The 17,337-nt window shown below is 34.2% G+C and carries 12 protein-coding genes; 10 read left to right on the forward strand and 2 right to left on the reverse strand.

Features of this window, described 5'->3' with window-relative positions; translation table 11 throughout:
- Positions 1-4 precede the first annotated feature (4 nt).
- Positions 5-1,267 (reverse strand): nickel-dependent lactate racemase, encoded by a 1,263-nt coding sequence (gene larA, locus ISP02_RS01280; RefSeq protein ID WP_195719863.1) that lies wholly within the window; start codon positions 1,265-1,267, stop codon positions 5-7.
- Between the two features lie 290 nt (positions 1,268-1,557).
- Between larA and coaA the strand changes: the two genes are divergently transcribed.
- The 9 genes from coaA (at position 1,558) to ISP02_RS01325 (ending at position 14,483) form a co-directional block, all read left to right on the forward strand.
- Positions 1,558-2,457 carry a type I pantothenate kinase gene (coaA, locus tag ISP02_RS01285; protein WP_195719864.1) on the forward strand — a complete coding sequence of 300 codons (900 nt, stop codon included), beginning with the start codon at positions 1,558-1,560 and terminating at the stop codon, positions 2,455-2,457.
- A 186-nt stretch (positions 2,458-2,643) separates the two neighbouring features.
- Positions 2,644-3,225, forward strand: a complete 582-nt coding sequence (locus ISP02_RS01290; RefSeq protein WP_195719865.1) for a PadR family transcriptional regulator — start codon at positions 2,644-2,646, stop codon at positions 3,223-3,225.
- Between the two features lie 14 nt (positions 3,226-3,239).
- Positions 3,240-4,388, forward strand: coding sequence for an FAD-dependent oxidoreductase (locus ISP02_RS01295; RefSeq protein ID WP_195719866.1), 1,149 nt, complete (start codon positions 3,240-3,242; stop codon positions 4,386-4,388).
- Positions 4,389-4,774: 386 nt separating this feature from the next.
- On the forward strand, positions 4,775-7,414 hold the full coding sequence (ppdK, locus tag ISP02_RS01300) for a pyruvate, phosphate dikinase (protein ID WP_195719867.1): 2,640 nt from the start codon (positions 4,775-4,777) through the stop codon (positions 7,412-7,414).
- Positions 7,401-8,231, forward strand: coding sequence for a pyruvate, water dikinase regulatory protein (locus ISP02_RS01305; RefSeq protein ID WP_195719868.1), 831 nt, complete (start codon positions 7,401-7,403; stop codon positions 8,229-8,231). Before ppdK ends, ISP02_RS01305 begins: the two co-directional genes overlap by 14 nt.
- 236 nt (positions 8,232-8,467) lie before the next feature.
- Positions 8,468-9,958, forward strand: a complete 1,491-nt coding sequence (gene cls / locus ISP02_RS01310) for a cardiolipin synthase (protein ID WP_195719869.1) — start codon at positions 8,468-8,470, stop codon at positions 9,956-9,958.
- A gap of 143 nt (positions 9,959-10,101) precedes the next feature.
- Positions 10,102-11,487, forward strand: coding sequence for a MocR-like transcriptional regulator GabR (gene gabR, locus ISP02_RS01315; protein ID WP_195719870.1), 1,386 nt, complete (start codon positions 10,102-10,104; stop codon positions 11,485-11,487).
- Positions 11,488-11,665: 178 nt separating this feature from the next.
- Complete coding sequence (gene gabT, locus ISP02_RS01320; RefSeq protein WP_195719871.1) at positions 11,666-12,967, forward strand: 4-aminobutyrate--2-oxoglutarate transaminase; 1,302 nt, start codon at positions 11,666-11,668, stop codon at positions 12,965-12,967.
- Between the two features lie 136 nt (positions 12,968-13,103).
- Positions 13,104-14,483 (forward strand): NAD-dependent succinate-semialdehyde dehydrogenase, encoded by a 1,380-nt coding sequence (locus ISP02_RS01325; protein WP_195719872.1) that lies wholly within the window; start codon positions 13,104-13,106, stop codon positions 14,481-14,483.
- Positions 14,484-14,556: 73 nt separating this feature from the next.
- On the opposite strand, the gene ISP02_RS01330 is transcribed toward ISP02_RS01325, so the two are convergent.
- The gene (locus ISP02_RS01330; RefSeq protein ID WP_195719873.1) at positions 14,557-15,450 is read right to left on the reverse strand and encodes a fructose bisphosphate aldolase; all 894 of its coding nucleotides are present in this window, start codon (positions 15,448-15,450) and stop codon (positions 14,557-14,559) included.
- A 274-nt stretch (positions 15,451-15,724) separates the two neighbouring features.
- Between ISP02_RS01330 and ISP02_RS01335 the strand changes: the two genes are divergently transcribed.
- Entirely contained in the window at positions 15,725-16,957 is a 1,233-nt protein-coding gene (locus tag ISP02_RS01335) for an acetylornithine deacetylase (RefSeq protein ID WP_195719874.1), read from the forward strand.
- Positions 16,958-17,337: the final 380 nt, after the last annotated feature.

Here is a 17,337-nt window from a genome sequence, read left to right on the forward strand (position 1 = left end):
CCTTTTAAGATTCAACGTAAGGTATTGTTAATGGGCCTTGTGGCATAACGCCTATAGTTAAAGGTCTACCATGTGATTTTTCTAATGATTTGAGTGTTTCTTCTATATTTGATGTGGGGTTTAACATAGCTTCTTCTAATTGTTGATCAGTTAGTTTGGAATATACATAAACATTTGCAAATACTTGGATGCTTGCCTGTTTTTGTACTTGCCATTGATCCATTTCTGCAAAATCAGGGTCATGAATCATATCTAATAGGGCTTGTGGTGATTCGGCACGTTTAAATATTTCGGCGAATTTACCATGATCAGGTAATCCATCAGCACATTCGGATACCATAATTATGGTGCCACCTTCTTTAACAATTTTATGTGCAGCACTCATCCCTTTAACCGTTTGGTATAAATTTTGGTCTAGAGGATATCCTGAATTAGAAGCTATAACGACGTCGAAGCGGTCTTCACAACGAAACATGGCATGCTCTTTTACATATGCACAGCCCACATCATGCGCCTCGTATAATTCACCTGCAAAGACTTGTGTAATTAATTTATTTTTATTTAATGCTACGTTGAGCATAAAGTCTGGTTTACACATGGCGTTGATTTCACGCGTCATATTTTGCAATGGATTATCTTCCATGTTGCCCCATGTCGAACGTATATCACCAATCATGCGCGCATTATGAAACGTCATTATCGTTTCAATACCGGCAATGCCAGGCATAATTCCTTTAGGTCCACCGGAGAAACCTGCGAAAAAATGAGGTTCTATAAAGCCAGTAACAATTTTGAAATCTGAGTCAACATAGTCTTTATTCAAATAGACATCGCAACCATATTCACTGTGACCGACTTTTACTAATGAATCTTTATCGTGACAGTGATTATGCACAATTTTTATGTTATCTACGATATCTTTCCCTAACATTTGAATAAGTTCTTCACGTGTTTGATCTCGATGTGTTCCTGTACCATTAATAATGACAAAGTTTTCACGAGGTACGTGAGATAACGCCTCTAAAATACATGGTACTAATATATGGTTTGGTGTAGGGCGTGTAATGTCACTAATAACGATAGACACCGTGTCATCAGACTTAACCATTTCTTTTAATGGTGGTGTGCCGATAGGGTCTGCTAAAACGGATTTTATTGCAGTTACATCATCATCTAACGGTGTTATGTCTTGGGGTTCGATCAATGTACTATTATCAGGTACTTCAACTTCAATATTTGATTCTCCGTATAAAAGTACTGTTTTCAAAATAATCACTCCAATTACAATTGAAAAGCATATATTTATTTTATTTGTAAGCACTTTCATTATAATACGAAAAACGCGAATTTAAAAATATAGTAAGCATTTGCTAGCATTACGACTAAAATAATTACTTGAATTTAAGTTTATGAAAGTAATTGTGTTCAATTTTTTGGAACATTTTATTGAATCACAATAAATCTTGAATTATACTAGGTGAGATTATTGAATGAATGCGTTCAAAACTTCAGCGCTAAATATACATAGTAACGTGTTGTTTAAAAGGAGATATTAATGTGGAATTTTCAAAGAAGCAATGGGGAAATATAGAAAGCTCAGTAGATATAAATTTAGAAGATATCGATTTTGAAAGTTTATTAAGTTTAAATGACTATGCTACAAAACAAGAGATTAAAGCCTTATACTTTCCATTAATTGAGTTATTGAGTGAAAAAACGAGAAGACATAAAGATTATATTACATATATTCAACAGAAAATTGTAGATCGTAAACGTACGATACCTTTTGTGATAGGGGTTTCTGGTGGCGTTGCTGCCGGTAAGAGTACAGTTGCGCGTTTGTTAGCCGAATTGTTAAGTAAACATAATCCTGATTGGAACGTTGATTTAATTACGACAGATGGTTATATTTTGCCGAAAAAAGAGCTATTGGCACAAGGTATTATGTCGAAAAAGGGATTTCCTGAAAGCTACGAATCAAACACGTTGATACAACATTTAAAAAGTATAAAAGATGGCGAAAACGTACCAACTTATACGTATTCACATTTAACATATGACCGTTTAAAAGATGATTATCACTATGTAGACCAGCCGGATATATTAATTATTGAAGGCGTAAATATATTCCAAGTACATGGACACGCAGAGCAATTAGTAAGTGATTATATTGATTATAAAATTTTCTTAGACGTTTCTTTAGATTTAATGAAATCATGGTATATTCAAAGATTTTTGAAATTACAACAAAGTGCATTCCAAAAGCCAGAATCTCATTTTTATCAATATAAAAACTTAACTCAACATGAAGCGGTTAAATTGGCGACGCAACTATGGAATGATATTAATGAGCCTAATGTTATAAATAATATTTATCCGACTAAAAGTAGAGCGGATTTAATATTACATAAGGCTGAAAATCATACGATTGATAATTTAATATTTAATCAATTTTAATAAAAAATAAAAATACAATAATTTCCAGTAGCCTAACAGAATTAACTTTCTGTTAGGTTTTTTGCGTTAAATGTTGATATAGCGCCATTTATCTATAAAGCAATAAAAAAATAACGATATATCGTTGACGTATTTCGATATATCGTTTATAATTTCGATATATCGAAATTAAGAAAGGTGATTAATATGTTTAGAAGACAATTTGAAGAAAAAGCACAACATATGAGAAGAAGAATGATGAACAAAGATGGATTTGGATTTGGAGGACATGGCCCTGAAGATATGGAACGCGCATTTAGAGCACGTGGAAAGGATCGTTTCTTTAAGAAAGGTAATTTACAGTTTGTGATTTTAAAAATGTTACAAGATGAATCAAAACATGGTTATCAAATTATTAAAGACTTAGAAGAACGTTTTAAAGGATTTTATTCTCCAAGCCCGGGCTCTGTATATCCCATTTTACAAATGTTAGAAGACAGAGAATTTGTATCAACTTCACGAGATGGTAAGAAGAAAGTATATACAATAACAGAAGAAGGCGAACAATTTTTAGCAGATAATATGAAAAATGATGATATGTTACAACGCATGGAACAATTTAAAAATATGGACTTTGAAGCAATGAAAGCAATGCGTGGCGAGCTACAAGAATTATTCAAAAAATTTATGTTAGCTGGCAAAGAAGCGATGAATGATGATGAAAAGAAACAACAATTTAAAAAGTTTGTTGAACAAACAACAGCAGATTTAGATAATTTATATAAATAAAGAAGGAATATGAAATGACTAGTAACAAGGCTAATAAAAGTATCGCAATTATAGGCGGTGGCCCTGGTGGCTTAATGCTTGGATTATTATTACAACAACAAGGTTATGAATATACTGTTTTTGAAAAAGCGCACCCATCTATTAATAGTGAACGCGGTAGGTCATTGGACATACACGATGATAGTGGACAATTGCCAATCATCGAAGCTGGCATTTATAATCGTTTCAAATCATTAGTAAGATATGATGGCGAGGACACTAAAGTTATTGCTAAAGATGGCACAATTATATTTGAAGAAGATGCCGAAGGTGAAGGTGGCAGACCAGAAATTGACCGTGGCGAACTGTGTGATATTATACTCGAACAAATCGATAACAATAATATTAAATATGGCTATATATTTGAATCACTAGAACGTTTATCTAATAATAAAGTAGCCGTATCGTTTACAAATGGTGAAGTTGAACAATTTGATTTAGTAGTAGGTGCAGACGGAGCATTCTCTAAAGTAAGACCATACTTGTCGACGGTAGATGCTGACTATACAGGTATTTCAATGGTTGAAATAAATATTGATGATGTTAAAAATAATTACCCAGAGTTAGCGACTTATAACAAAAATGGGAAGGCAATGGCACTGGGTGGTAACCAAGCATTATTAGCTCAATTAAATGGGGATGGACGCATAAAAGTGTATGTGTCATATAGAGCGCCTAAGGAACAATTAGACACTTACAAACAGTTATCAATGAGTGAATTAAAAGCTCAGTTACTAAGTGATTTTGATGACTGGCATGAAGATTTAAAAGCGTATATTCACGCTATGAGTGATGATGTTTTATTTAGAAGAATATATAAATTGCCTATCGGATTCAATTGGAATCATGATGCTCAAGTGACAATGTTAGGTGATGCGGCACACTTAATGAGTCCTTTTGCTGGCGAAGGTGTAAATACTGCATTATATGATGCGTATATTTTTGTAGAAGCATTAAAAGCGAATGATGATTTTGATGAGGCAATACGCCAATACGAACAACAAATAATAAGTTACGCACAAGACAGAGCACAAGAATCACAAGACAATTTAGAATTAATGTTTGCACCTGATGGTGCACAACAAATGGGAGAGTTCTTTAATTTTGTTGAAAGTGAAGCATAAAAAAACCATTACTATCTATTCAGGATAGTAATGGTTTTTTTAATCTAATAAAAATCATGAAATCGTAAAATAGTATGACATATTAGTAAAAACTCAGCCGTATTTTAATATTAAATTATGTATAGAAAGTGTATTTTTAAAAATTAGCCGAAAAATTATAAAAGCTATAACGTTGTCTAATTAAAAGAAAAGATGAATTAAAAAACCGTTATATTAGTTCTAAGTCAGATACTTAATAGGATATCATAAATTAATGAAGACCGAAGTAGTTGTATAAATCATTAATTTTTTTAGAAAAATTTAAACATTTTAGTTGTTATTTAACCTTTAATATGACATACTCATTAAAATTAGTATAACATATTAAATTTGAAGAGGTGTTCATTATGACGAAATTAATATACGCATTTGATGAAGGTAAAAAAGGCATGAAAGACTTATTAGGAGGTAAAGGTGCAAATTTAGCCGAAATGAAACGTCTCGGCCTGCCCGTACCGGATGGGTTCACGATTACGACAGCGGCCTGTATTAATTATCTTGAACAAGGGGGTCAGTTGTCAGAAACTCTATTATCAGAACTTCATGAACAATTAACGGACTTCTCGGCACGTACGAATAAAGCATTCTCATCTAAAGATAACTTATTGTTAGTATCAGTGCGTAGTGGTGCTAAAATTTCAATGCCGGGAATGATGGATACAATCTTAAATTTAGGATTAAATGATGCAAATGTAGAAAAGTTAGCACAAAAAACAAATGACGAACGTTTTGCATATGACTGTTACCGTCGTTTATTGCAAATGTTTGGAGAGGTTGTCTATGCTGTACCTATGACAGCGTTTGATACATATTTTAATGATTTTAAAAAGCAACACGGTTATGAAATTGATGCCGATATACCGGCAGAAGGATTACAAGAAATATGTGAACGTTATAAAGCTATCTATAAAGAAAAAGTGAATAAGCCATTCCCACAAGAACCAATTGTTCAATTAACAGAAGCGATTGAAGCGGTCTTCAAATCTTGGGATAACGACCGCGCTCGCGTATATAGGCAGTTAAATGACATACCTTATAACATAGGGACTGCAGTAAACGTGCAAGAAATGGTCTTCGGTAATAGCGGTGAGCGTAGTGGTACAGGAGTAGCCTTTACACGTAATCCTGGTACGGGTGAAGCTAAGTTATTTGGAGAATATTTGTTGAATGCACAAGGTGAGGATGTTGTTGCTGGTATTCGTACGCCAAAAGATATAACTACATTGCATGAGCAAATGCCACAAGTACACCAACAATTTGTAGAAGTGTCGCAAAGTTTAGAACAGCATTACAAAGACATGCAGGATATTGAGTTTACGATTGAAAATGAGCAACTTTATATTTTACAAACGAGAAATGGTAAACGTACGGCGAATGCAGCGATTAACATCGCGGTCGATTTAGTAGAAGAAGGTGTTATTAGTAAAGCGGATGCTATTAACCAAGTAGAAGTTAAATCAATAGAACAATTATTACATCCTAATTTTGATAAACAAGCTTTAGCAAATGCGACCGTCATTTCTAAGGCTGGTTTGCCGGCAAGCCCAGGTGCAGCAACTGGCAAAATTGTATTCTCAGCAGAAGATGCAAAACTTCAAGCGGAACAGGGGCATAAAGTTATTTTAATGCGTCCAGAAACATCTCCAGAAGATATCGAAGGTATGGTAGCGAGTGAAGCGATAGTCACAACGCATGGAGGTATGACATCGCATGCTGCTGTAGTCGCTCGTGGTATGGGCAAATGTTGTGTGACAGGTTGTGCTGATTTAGAAATTAATACTCAAGAACGTACGGTCACATTCCCACAAGGTGTCTTACAAGAAGGTGATATTGTATCAGTAGATGGAGCCAATGGTGATATTTATGTTGGAGAAATTGATACTATTAACGCACAGCGAAGCGCAGCGTTTAGTCAATTCATGCAATGGTCAAAAGATATTGCTCAATTAAGCGTACGTATGAATGCTGAAACAGCTCAAGATATCGAAGCAGGGTACCAATTTGATGCTACTGGCATTGGACTTGTAAGAACTGAGCATATGTTCTTTGCACCTGAACGTCTAGTTGAGATGCGTCGCTTTATTTTAGCGCATAATCAAGAACAACGTATTGCAGCATTAAATAAAATTAGCACATATCAAACCAATGATTTTGAAAAGATTTTAAAGCAATCTGAAGATAGACCAACAATCATTCGTTTATTAGATCCTCCGTTACATGAATTTTTACCTCGCTCTGAAGAAGAAAGAGAGAGCGTAGCACAGCAACTAAATGTGCCGACAAATGAATTAAATAAATATATTGAACAATTACATGAAGTAAACCCTATGTTAGGTCATCGTGGCTGTCGTTTAGCCATTACTTATCCTGAATTGTATGAAATGCAAGTAGAGGCGATTATAAATAGTATGATTCGTTTGAAAGCACAAGGTATAGAAACGAATCCAGAAATAATGATTCCTCTAGTATCAACAGTGGAAGAGTTTAAAACGTTAAAAGTAATGATTGTAGATAAGATTGAAAGAATGACACGAGAAAGCGGTCAGCAATTAAATTATGCTATTGGAACAATGATTGAAACGCCAAGAGCTTGTTTAATTGCCGGTGAGATAGCTAAAGAAGCAGATTTCTTTAGCTTTGGTACTAATGATTTAACACAATTGACTTATGGTTTCTCACGTGATGATGCAGGTAAGTTCATCAATGCATATTCAGAACAAGGCATAATGGAAATTGATCCTTTCCAAACACTTGATGTCGATGGGATGGGTCAATTAATTAAATTAGCTTCTGAACGGGCTAAAGCAGCAAATCCTAATATTAAAATAGGTGTCTGTGGCGAGTTGGGAGGAGATATGAAATCTATCGTATACTTCAATACCTTACCAATTGATTATGTGTCTTGTTCACCATTCAGAGTACCAGGTGCTATCTTAGCAACGGCTCAAAGTGCAGTAGAAAGTGGGCGATTAAGTGTTCAACACTAAGAATAACGACAAATTAACGATATTCGTCATTTCTGACTCTATCGGAGAGACAGCACAGCGTATGATACACGCTACTTTGTCACAATTTCCAGATTTAAATCACATTGCTATAGAAAAATTTGCATTCATTAAAAGTGAGGAAGAATTAGTAGGTATACTAGATCGTGCCGTCGCTAAATCTGCAATTGTAGTGACGACTCTAGTAAATCCTGATTTTAATAGAGTGGGATCGAGTTATGCGAAAGAAAAAAATATAGCATATATAGATTATATGTCAGGATTAATTGAATTTATCCAAAATCGAACGCATAGTGAACCAATTTTGGAAAGTGGTGCTTTACGGAAGTTAGATGAACAATATTTTAAACGTATTGAAGCGATTGAATATTCGGTGAAGTATGATGATGGTAAGCATTTTACTGATATAGGCGAAGCGGATGCCTTAATTATCGGTGTTTCTAGAACTTCAAAAACGCCTTTGAGTATGTATTTAGCTAACAAAGGGTATAAGATTGCTAATATTCCACTTGTGCCTGAAGTAGACATACCAGATGAAGTCTATAAAAATAAAAAAATGAAAGTCTTTGGTTTAACTGCCAGTCCCAACTATATAATGAATATTCGTAGTGAACGTGTAAAAGTTTTAGGTTTAAGTGGACCTACAAATTATAACAGTATGGAACGTATTAAAGAAGAATTGGCTCACGCAGAAGAGGTGTTTCATAAATTAAACGCTAACGTAATTAATACGGAATACAAATCTATAGAAGAATCTGCTTTCTATATAGAGAAATTTTTAATTGACGAATCTGTATAATCAAAAAAGTGCTATTGCAATTTAAGAAATTTGCGATAGCACTTTTTTGCGCATGCTAACTGAAATTTATGATAAGGAACAATGTGTAGATACACATACATGTAATGGGTGATTTAATTTTATGATTATTAAATCCAAGCTATATTATATGAATATCATTATTTTTTGAAATATGTTTAAATAGTAATACATGTGACAATAAATAGATTTTAGTTGAACAAAACGAGGTGTTCTTTTTGCAAATACTGTTAGATGCAAGTGTAAGTCCTATTTATAAAGGGATATTACTTTTCTTCTTCGGAATAAATATTATTTTAGCTTTTATCATTATCTTCTTAGATAGAGATAGAAGAGATGCAACGTCCACATGGGCTTGGTTGTTGCTATTATTCGTAATGCCTATCTTTGGTTTTATTTTGTATATTTTCTTAGGACGTACAGTAAAGCTAAAAAGTTCTTATTATTCAAGTAAAGGCGACAATGTTGAAGATAGTAAGCAACGTGCTAAAAATCAAATTAAATCGTCGACAGAGCACGTTTTGTCTGACGATGACCCAATTACTAAGAAACATTCTGATATAGTCTATTCATTGCTCGTAAAAGATCAATCGTTTTTAAGCAATAATAATCACGTCGATGTATATACAGACGGTCATGACTTGTTTAACCAAATGAAAGAAGATTTACGCAATGCACAAACTTATATTCATATGGAATATTATATTTTAGAATTGGATGGTATAGGAAATGAAATAGTTGAAATCCTGGAACAAAAAGCCAAAGAAGGCTTAGAAGTTAAGTTATTATATGATGCCGTTGGATCAAAAAAGTTACGTAAATATAAATTTAAAGAATTCCAAGAAAACGGAGGGCAAGTTGAAGCATTCTTTAAAGCGAGATTTATTCCTTTCTTGAATTTTAGAGTGAATAACCGCAATCACCGTAAAATTTTAATTATAGACGGCAAAAAAGGTTATGTAGGTGGCTTTAACATTGGCGACGAATACTTAGGTTTAGATGAGAAAATTGGTTACTGGAGAGACTCACATCTTAGAATTCAAGGTGATGGTGTCGACGCCTTACAACTAAGCTTTATCCAGGATTGGAATTCTCAAACGAGCAATGAACAGCTTGGCTTTGTGGATAAATATTTCCCGGACAATGCTTATCCTGGTGGCAATGTAATGCTACAATTAGGCCTCAGTGGTCCAAGTGATACATGGCATCAAATTGAATTTGGTTATTTAAGAATGATTATGAGTGCAAAAGAGTCTATTTACATTCATACACCATACTTCGTACCTGATAAAGGCTATATCAATGCATTACGTATAGCCGCTAAATCGGGCGTCGACGTTCAAATGATTATTCCTAATAAACCAGACCAACCTTTAGTCCATTGGGCTACATTATCTAGTGTGGCAGAACTGATTCAAGATGGCGTAAAAGTTTATACGTATGAGAATGGGTTTATTCATTCTAAGATGATGGTTATAGACGGAGAAGTATCCAGCATTGGTTCTGCAAATATGGATATACGTAGTTTCGAATTAAACTTTGAAGTAAATGCCTTTATTTATAATGAAGGTATTGCAACTAAATTAACTGAAGCATTTAAAGAAGATTTGAAAGTATCTAAAGAATTAACTAAAAAACGTTATGATGAACGTTCTGGTTGGGTTAAATTCAAACAGTCAATCGCTAAACTTGCTTCACCAATCTTATAAGACGATTTTAACCAGAAGAGTTTCTCTTCTGGTTTTTTCTATGTGAAACGTATACATTTAATAGCAACTAATGATAAGATAAATTCGATTTAGTACAGACGTTAAGATGGGGACATATAGGGATGCAACAAGGGGGATGACTTATGAAACATAGCAATGATACTTTTATCTATCGAGAGTTATATAACAATCTAAAAGAAGATATTTTATCTTTCAAATATGACAGTAATGAAAAACTGCCGTCTAAAAGAGAAATGGCTCAAAACCTTAATGTGAGTGTTAATAGCGTAAAAACTGCATATGAACAACTACTGGAAGAAGGATACATTTACACCCAAGAGCGTAAAGGTTATTTTATAGAACCACTCGAAAAATTAATCGTCGAACCACAGGTTACGAATACAGTTACGACATCAACTCATCAGCAAGAACAGCAATATCGTTATTCATTTTCACATATGAGTACGGATATTACGCAATTTCCAGTTGATACATGGACAAAGTTAATGAAACAAGTCTTTAAGCATTATAGTCATCGTTTATCAGCGATTCCTGATTTAAAAGGTCCGATTGAATTGAGACAAGCCATCGCCAAATTAGTGTCTTATAAACGTGGTATTCAATGTAATGCGCAACAAATCGTCATAGCTTCAGGTACGAATGTCTTGCTTAAGCAAATAATGGATGTAATGGACGATGATAGCAAAATAGCAGTAGAAAATCCTGGCTATTTTCGTTTTAGAGATATTTTACAAAAAACTAAAAGAACTACCTTACCTATTAATTTAGATGACAAAGGGATTTCTATGTCGGCCATTAAGTCTGGCAAGCCTGATTTGGTTATCGTAACACCGTCACATCAATTTCCTATGGGGACAATTATGCCGGTGTCTAGACGTATTGATTTATTAAATTGGCTCACTAAAACGAATGGTTACGTGATTGAAGATGATTACGATAGTGAGTTTAAATATAATACGGACAACATTCCATCTTTGTATAGTTTCGACAAAAGTGACCGTGTCATCTATTTAGGAACATTTTCAAAAACGTTGATGCCAGGGTTAAGATTGAGTTATATGGTATTGCCTACTTCTTTGGTCACTGAATTCGAACATATTAACAATAATGTGATACCAGATTTTTCGATGATTAATGCTTTAACTTTATATTTAATGATTAAAGATGGACATTATGAACGTTATATTAAAAAAATGTCTCACTTTTATGCAGCTAAAAGAGCGAAGTTAATTGAACAATTGAAAGAAACATTTCAGCACCTCATTAAAATTCATGATACAAACGCAGGATTACACTTTATTGTTGAAGTGAAAACAGATTATAGTTATGACGATATTGAAGCACGAGCAGTAAGTCATGAGATCGAATTATATACGATCAATCGATTTACAGTAGAACCAGTGCACGATCAATCAGCTTTTAAAACTTTAATAATCGGATTTTCTCAGCTAAAAATCGAAGTTATACCAGAAGCTGTCAATATTTTGAGGAAAGTATTGATAGATTAAATTGGTACCCTGCAAATGGTGTATCTGGTCCTTTACACAATACCAATAATTAGATAAATTTTTAATAAATGTTAGAGCTACTTGTAAAAATAAAACAAAGGGCTTTTCATTAAAGTGTATTTAAGTAGCAACTATAGATTGATACACAATAAGTATGTAAAGGATGGAGGTTTTTGGTATGTCTAATAAATTCACAAAATTTAAAGAACAAAGAGAACAATTCGTAGCTAGAGGAGTAGGGAATGGTAATTTACACGTCGCCGACAAAGCACAAGGTGCAACAATTACTGACGTAGACGGCAATGAATTTATAGATTTCGCAGGCGCAATTGGTACGTTGAATGTAGGCCATTCGCATCCAGAAATTACTGCGCATTTAAAAACGCAATTAGATAAATTTATACATCCGGGTTTTAACGTTATTATGTATGAAAGTTATTTAAATCTTGCTGAAAAATTAACTCAAATAACGCCTGGTAACTTCGATAAAAAAGCGGTATTACTTAATTCTGGTGCTGAAGCGGTTGAAAATGCTGTTAAGTTAGCACGTAAGCATACTGGCAGACAAGCAGTTGTATCATTTGTAAGAGGTTTTCATGGCAGAACAAATTTAACGATGTCTATGACGAGTAAAGTAAGACCATATAAATTTGGCTTTGGCCCGTTTGCATCAGAAGTATATCAAGCGCCATATCCAAATTTATCTGAAAAGCCAGATACTACTACTGAAGAAGATTTTGTTGCTCAAAGCATTGCGCGATTAAAAGATTTCTTTATTGAAACGATAGACCCAGAAGAAGTTGCTTGTATCGTTATGGAACCAGTGCAAGGTGAAGGTGGATTTATTATTCCTCCGAAAGCATTCGTACAAGAAGTCAAAGCAATTTGTGAAGAGAAGGGTATTGTTTTTGTAGCTGACGAAATTCAAACTGGTTTTGCTCGCACAGGTAAGATGTTTGCTATTGAACATTTCGACGTCGAGCCTGATTTAATGACTGTTTCAAAATCGCTTGCTGCTGGTTTTCCATTAAGTGGTGTTGTTGGCAAGAAAGAAATATTGGATAGTGCTAATCCTGGTGAAATTGGAGGTACTTATGCAGGTAATCCTCTAGCTTGTGAGGCAGCTTTAAAAGTTATAGAAATCATTGAAAAAGAACAATTAAACAAACGGTCTGAAATAATTGGTCAAAAAATTGAAGAACAATTAAATACTTTAAGCAAATCATATAGTAATATTAGCAAAATACGTAGACTTGGCGCGATGGTAGCTTTTGAATTAGTCGACGAGAAAACGGGCACACATAATAAAGCATTAACTGGCGAACTTGTAAAAGCAGCTAATGACAATGGCTTGTTATTATTGTCTGCGGGTATCAAAGGTAATGTTATCAGATTCTTAACGCCATTAGTTATCACTGATGAAGAGTTAGAAAAAGGATTTTCAATATTAAATAAAGCATTTACTGAAATAAACGCTTAACAGTGGGTATAGTATATGTAAGGTCACTTTGAAAAATTAATTCATATTTTCGGGTAACCTTTATTACAACGCGTTGTTGTAACTTTTATATAATGTAACTTGCAGAAGAAGACCTTAAATCAAGGGGGATTTTTAGATGTCAAAATTATCAGTATTAAATCCAGCAACGAATGCCGTTATCAAAGAACTTGAATATACGAGCGATGAAGAAATTACTGCTCAAATTGATCGTGCACATGAAGCGTTTCAGGAATGGCGATATGTAGATGCGCATGAGCGTTCGGCTAAGTTATTTAAATGGGCAGAATTAATTGATGAACATATAGATGAAATAGCGGAACTTATAACGTTAGAAGGTGGAAAACCGTTAGCTGAAGCAAAAGGTGAAGTAGCATATGCTAATTCTTACGTGAAATGGTACGCAGAAGAAGCAAAACGTATTTATGGTCGTACAATTCCTGCCAATACACCAGATAAAAAAATCTTAGTCGATAAATTTCCAATTGGTGTCGTTGGAGCTATTACGCCATGGAATTTCCCAGCTGCAATGATTACTAGAAAAATTGCACCAGCTATAGCAGCAGGCTGCACAGTTGTATGTAAGCCTGCCGTTCAAACGCCATTAACGACGGTTAGACTTGTCGAATTAGCACATGAAGCTGGCTTGCCTAAAGATGCTATTTCTTTCATTGTTGCATCTGGTAGAGATGCTGGTGAAGCATTTACTACTCACGAAGCAATTCGTAAAATTACCTTTACAGGTTCTACACCAGTGGGTAAAACATTGATTAAAGAGGCTGCGGACTCAGTTAAAAACGCAACAATGGAACTGGGTGGCTTAGCGCCATTTATTATTCATAAAGATGCCGATATAGAAGCAGCTGTAGAAGCAACGATGGCATCTAAATTCAGAAATGCGGGCCAAACTTGTATTTGCGCTAACCGTATTTATGTACATGAAGACATCGTTGATCAATACACTGAAAAATTAATGGCTAAAGTTCATGGCTTAAAAGTAGGTAATGGTATGGATGAGGGTGTTGAAGTAGGTCCACTTATTAATCAAGATGCCGTAGATAAAGTTTTAGATCAAATTACTGATGCAATGGGCAAAGGTGGACATGTTTCGCGCTCAATAGATGAAGTAACTGATTTAGGTGGCAACTTCTTAAAGCCAGTTGTTATTTCTAATGCCAACCAAGATATGAAAGTGATGAACGAAGAAACATTTGGACCTATCGCGCCTGTAATGGCTTATAGCGACCTTGATGAAGCGATTAGAATTGCTAACGATACGCCATTCGGACTTGCCGCATATTTCTATACGAACGATTATCGCACGGGACTTAAACTATATAATGAACTAGAATATGGTGTCATCGGTTGGAATGACGGTGGTCCATCAGCTGCGCACGCACCATTTGGTGGCTTGAAAGAAAGTGGTTATGGCCGTGAAGGTGGTACTGAAGGTATTGAACCATATTTAGAAACTAAATATTTATCTATAAAAAAGTAATATAGCACAAAAAAGCACCGGAACTTTGATTAAAACAAAGTTTTCCGGTGCTTCTTTTAGTTAAGCCTATTGCTTACGCGTTTTTATTTACTGAAGCGTCATAGATAGAATCAATAGTGTCTCCTAAGATTTTATCGAAGTCAGCCTCTGATTGATTAACATTTAAGTCGTTAATTAAAGCACGTGAGAAGCTTGCGATTAAATTGTCATTTTCTTTTAATAGTGTGTTAGCATCTTCTCTGCTGTATCCTCCTGATAATGCAACGACACGTACTACATTTGGGTGCTCGATTAATGATTTATATTGATTAGCATTTGTAGGGATTGTTAATTTTAGCATCACAAGTTGATCATCATTTAATTTATTTAATTCAGTTAAAATTGAATCTGCTAAATAAGCTTCAATTTGGTCTTTGTTCTCAGCGTTAATGTTAACTTCAGGCTCGATAATCGGAACTAATCCAGCTGAAATAATTTGTTTACCAATGTCAAATTGTTGTTTAACGACTAAATCAATACCATCTTTATTTAATTCTAAAATGTTAGAACGCATTTTAGTTCCAAATATTTTATGGTCATTAGCACGTTGTAACAATTCGTCTAAGTCAGGCATAGGTTTCATTAATTGAACACCATCTTTTTGTTCGTCTAGGCCTTTATCTACTTTTAAGAAAGGAACGACACCTTTATCTGCTAGATAATCACCAGTGTGTTTACCTTCAACTTCACGATCCATTGTTTGTTCGAATAAAATTGCACCAATAACTTTATCTGATGTAAATGCGGGTGAAGAAACAATACGAGTACGCATGTCATGAACTAATTTGAACATTTCATCTTCACTATTATATTGATCTTCAGCTACGCCATAATCTTTAAGTGCTTTAGGGGTACTTCCACCACTTTGGTCTAGCGCTGCTATAAATCCTTTGCCAGTTTTGATTTTTTCAAGTTGTTCTTTATTCATTACTTCCACTCCTTTTACTAGATTCACCTCTAGTATGATGAAAAATGAGTAATAACGCAATCATTATACTAGTAAAATGAAAATATCTTTACACACTTAGTAACTTATTTAAAAAAGATGATATAAAATCCTCAATTTAGTGACTATTGATTATAAAGTTATATGAAATTTTACTTTGTAATGTCTGAAAATAACTAAAAGTACAGTTTTGTTAACTATTGTATTTGTTATGTTAACATTATTGATAAATATATGATAAAGGGTGAAAAAATAGATGGAACAACGACATTTAGATTTATTAGCACAACTTGTAGCACATCAAACACCAAGTCCTCCGGGGAGAAATACAGGCCCATTACAAGACGAGGTGGAATCTTTATTAAAAGACATCGGTTTTAACATTAAACGTAAGCCATTATATGATAACGATAGCGTGATTATTGCAACTTTAAAAGGGGAAGACCCGAGCGCGCCTAAATTGATTTTAAATGGGCATATGGATGTTGCTGCTGTTGATGATAAAAATGATTGGCATTACCCACCTTTTGAACTGACACAAGTAGATGAGTGGCTCTACGGGAGAGGCGTAAGTGATATGAAAGGGGGGATGGCAACGCTGTTTTATGTACTAGAACAACTACATCATCAACAAGTGCATCCTAAAGGTGACATTATTGTACAATCTGTAGTTGGCGAAGAGGTTGGAGAAGCTGGAACGAAATTAGCTTGTGAACATAGTCCAAAAGCTGACTTAGCATTAATACTAGATACGAGTGAACAAAAGGCATTAGGACAAGGTGGCGTCATAACGGGTTGGATTACTATTAAAAGCAAAGAAACTGTGCATGATAGTGCTAGATACAGTATGATTCATGCGGGCGGAGGTAAATTTGGTGCGAATGCAATTGAAAAGATGACGACAATAATCCATGCATTAAATGACTTAGAAAGGCATTGGGCAGTAATGAAATCATATGAAGGGATGACTCCTGGAGCTAACACAATAAATCCAGCTGTCATAGAAGGTGGGAGACATCCCGCGTTTATAGCCGACGAATGTCGACTATGGATTACTGTTCATTATTTACCAAATGAAAGTTATGAAACCGTCGTGCACGAAATCGAGGACCATTTAAATAAAGTGGCGCAAGCTGACTTATGGCTTGCACATCATCCTCTTACTTATGAATGGGGAGGAACATCAATGATTGAAGATCGTGGCGAAATTTTTCCGAGTTTCGTAGTACCTACAGACCATCAAGGTTTCAAATTGTTAAGTCATGTTCATGAAAAAATTCATGGGTCTGCATTAGAATCAGGTCTAAGCACTACTGTAACAGATGGCGGATGGACAGCTTATTTTGGTATTCCGACAATTTTATATGGTCCTGGTAATTTAGAAGAAGCGCATAGTGTCGATGAGAAAATAGCGATAAGTGAATTAGAAAATTTTAGTGATGTATTACTAGAATTTTTAAAATGTTGGTACAAAAACCCACAAAAATAAGCGTCATAAACAATTGAAATTAAGTGAAAATATGTGTAAAAAAATAACGGATTTTGATAAAAAATAGAATTTTTCGAAATGAATATTTATTATATAATTATGAATAAAAATACATAAATCATAAATTGTAAGGTTTGTTCATTTCGTTAAATTCAAACTTAACACTGTTATTTTAGCAATTTTTATGACTTATAAAAATAAGCATTTTATATATTTATTCATGAAAAACTAGGAATAAAATTGTATGGAATTTGCATTATTATATAAAGTTCGTTAACCTCTTCATTATGAATTAAATCAATTGCATATGTTGCTGAATTTAGTAAGTAATGCACAATACATAATAATTCTATAATGGGGAGTGCTCGATTTTGAATAAA

This window comes from Staphylococcus durrellii (genome assembly GCF_015594545.1).
Lineage (GTDB): Bacteria > Bacillota > Bacilli > Staphylococcales > Staphylococcaceae > Staphylococcus > Staphylococcus durrellii.

Excerpts from the sequence above, each read along its gene's own strand:
- ISP02_RS01290 (WP_195719865.1), top strand. The coding sequence starts at position 2,644 with ATGTTTAGAAGACAATTTGAAGAAAAAGCACAACATATGAGAAGAAGA.
- ISP02_RS01295 (WP_195719866.1), top strand. The coding sequence starts at position 3,240 with ATGACTAGTAACAAGGCTAATAAAAGTATCGCAATTATAGGCGGTGGC.
- ppdK (WP_195719867.1), top strand. The coding sequence starts at position 4,775 with ATGACGAAATTAATATACGCATTTGATGAAGGTAAAAAAGGCATGAAA.
- gabR (WP_195719870.1), top strand. The coding sequence starts at position 10,102 with ATGAAACATAGCAATGATACTTTTATCTATCGAGAGTTATATAACAAT.
- gabT (WP_195719871.1), top strand. The coding sequence starts at position 11,666 with ATGTCTAATAAATTCACAAAATTTAAAGAACAAAGAGAACAATTCGTA.
- ISP02_RS01325 (WP_195719872.1), top strand. The coding sequence starts at position 13,104 with ATGTCAAAATTATCAGTATTAAATCCAGCAACGAATGCCGTTATCAAA.
- ISP02_RS01330 (WP_195719873.1), bottom strand. The coding sequence starts at position 15,450 with ATGAATAAAGAACAACTTGAAAAAATCAAAACTGGCAAAGGATTTATA.
- ISP02_RS01335 (WP_195719874.1), top strand. The coding sequence starts at position 15,725 with ATGGAACAACGACATTTAGATTTATTAGCACAACTTGTAGCACATCAA.